The following is a 1,613-nucleotide window of genomic DNA, read 5'->3' on the forward strand; positions in this document are numbered from 1 at the left end:
CGGAATCCCTCAAGGCATGGAATACAAAATCTCAGAGGATGCAACATTGACAACGATTGTTGATGCAGAAGGAAACCCGATCAACTTGTATGAGAGAGATATGGTTGCTCTCCGTGTGACTCAGCAAGTCGGATTCATGACATTGACCGATGATGCTTTTGCTGCTATTACACCAGCAACGGAGGCGTAAGCTTATGGGATACACATCTAAAAACTATAACACTAATAACGGCGACAAATTGGTGATCGGTGGCGAGCTTGAAATAAAAGAGGGCGCGAAGGTGACCGGGTTACCGGGTTCTGCGCCTGCTCCTAAAACTATCACTTCGGAAATGATCGGCGACGGAGAAGTGAAAAACATCAATATCGGTGATGGGTCCGTCCAAAACCGTAATATCGGCACCGGGAGCGTTCAAACGAAAAATGTGGGAGATAAGGCAGTTACTTTAGCTAAACTCGGTGACGATGTGACAGCCAAACTATCTGATTTAGAGAATCGGATAAAAGCACTGGAAGGAGGCGGCGCTTGATATGAAAGCATCTAACGGTTCCAAAACCATTGAATGCACTGAAAAGGCTTTTGGGGTAGTTTATTCTCACATTGGTTTTAAGAGAGTGGAAGAGGCCAAACAATCTAAAGAGTCGAACGAACGGCCGGGTACAAACCTTCTTGATTTGACTGAAGAGCAATTGAAAAAGGTGAATAAGGATGAAATCGTTGTCTTTCTGAAGGAGAACGAATATGAATTTGATCCCAAAGCGCCTAAAGAGGAACTGATCAAAATTGTTCTCGGTGAAGTGTAGGTGATTCTATGGATGTTCAAACCGTAAAAAATATGCTTGGCATAAAAACAGACAGCCACGATACCTATCTGGCCGAGGTCCTACCTCTGTTCATAGATCAAGCGAAAGACTGGTGCAACAACTCATTCACGGTCAATGGAGATGAAAAATTACCAGCAGGGGTAAAGCTGTATGTCGCGAAAGCGATCGAGCATAACATGACTCCGTCCAATCTTTCCGGCCGAAGTATGGGAGATGTCTCATATTCTTATGAAACAGATCTGCCAAGCAGCATTACGAAGCTTCTTGCTCCATACAGAAAGCTGAGAGTCATATGATCTATGAAGAATTCCCGCATGTTGTCACGTTTCAGCGTTTGGAAGAGGTGCCGGACGGCGGCGGGGGCTATGTTGAAAAATTCACCGATTATCTCACAACAGAGGCTTTTGTCGGCGGGATTACGTCCCGGGAATATTATCAGGCTCAGCAACTTCAGAACCCGGTTGATTGCAATGTGTATTTCCCGTATCGCACTGATATTGAGAAGACAATGCGGATCATCTACGAAAACAAGGTGCTGACTCTCAAATCAGAACCGATCGACCAGGGCGGCATGCATGAGATTATGAATTTGAAATGTCAGGTTACGGGGGTGCTGAAGGGCAATGGCTGAGGTCAGTGGTAGATGGGTCAGACAGATGCAAAGAGCCACGAGCGAGTTCAGAAACCGGGTCATAGATGATATTAAGCAACTGGTCACAAACACGGCCGAGCTGATTTACAGCCATGCTGTTCTGAATGCTCCGACCGCCGCAATAGACGGGGGGAAC

At 46.0% G+C, this 1,613-nt stretch carries 4 protein-coding genes and 2 pseudogenes; all 6 read left to right on the forward strand.

The genetic code is table 11. From position 1 onward, the window contains the following. Positions 1 to 190, forward strand: a pseudogene (locus BGM27_RS20685) (phage major capsid protein); the annotation flags it as partial. A 4-nt stretch (positions 191 to 194) separates the two neighbouring features. Then, the gene (locus BGM27_RS20245; protein ID WP_217031390.1) at positions 195 to 530 is read left to right on the forward strand and encodes a hypothetical protein; all 336 of its coding nucleotides are present in this window, start codon (positions 195 to 197) and stop codon (positions 528 to 530) included. A gap of 1 nt (position 531) precedes the next feature. After that, entirely contained in the window at positions 532 to 804 is a 273-nt protein-coding gene (locus BGM27_RS20250; protein WP_217031393.1) for a hypothetical protein, read from the forward strand. Between the two features lie 8 nt (positions 805 to 812). After that, complete coding sequence (locus BGM27_RS20255) at positions 813 to 1,121, forward strand: phage head-tail connector protein (RefSeq protein ID WP_217031396.1); 309 nt, start codon at positions 813 to 815, stop codon at positions 1,119 to 1,121. Continuing rightward, a complete protein-coding gene (locus tag BGM27_RS20260) occupies positions 1,118 to 1,456 on the forward strand; it encodes a phage head closure protein (RefSeq protein WP_217031399.1) in 339 nt (112 codons plus the stop codon). Before BGM27_RS20255 ends, BGM27_RS20260 begins: the two co-directional genes overlap by 4 nt. Beyond that, positions 1,449 to 1,613: pseudogene (locus tag BGM27_RS20830) on the forward strand (HK97 gp10 family phage protein); the annotation flags it as partial. The gene BGM27_RS20260 and the pseudogene BGM27_RS20830, both read left to right, overlap by 8 nt.

Source organism: Bacillus sp. FJAT-27001 (assembly GCF_019039175.1).
Lineage (GTDB): Bacteria > Bacillota > Bacilli > Bacillales > Bacillaceae > Bacillus > Bacillus velezensis.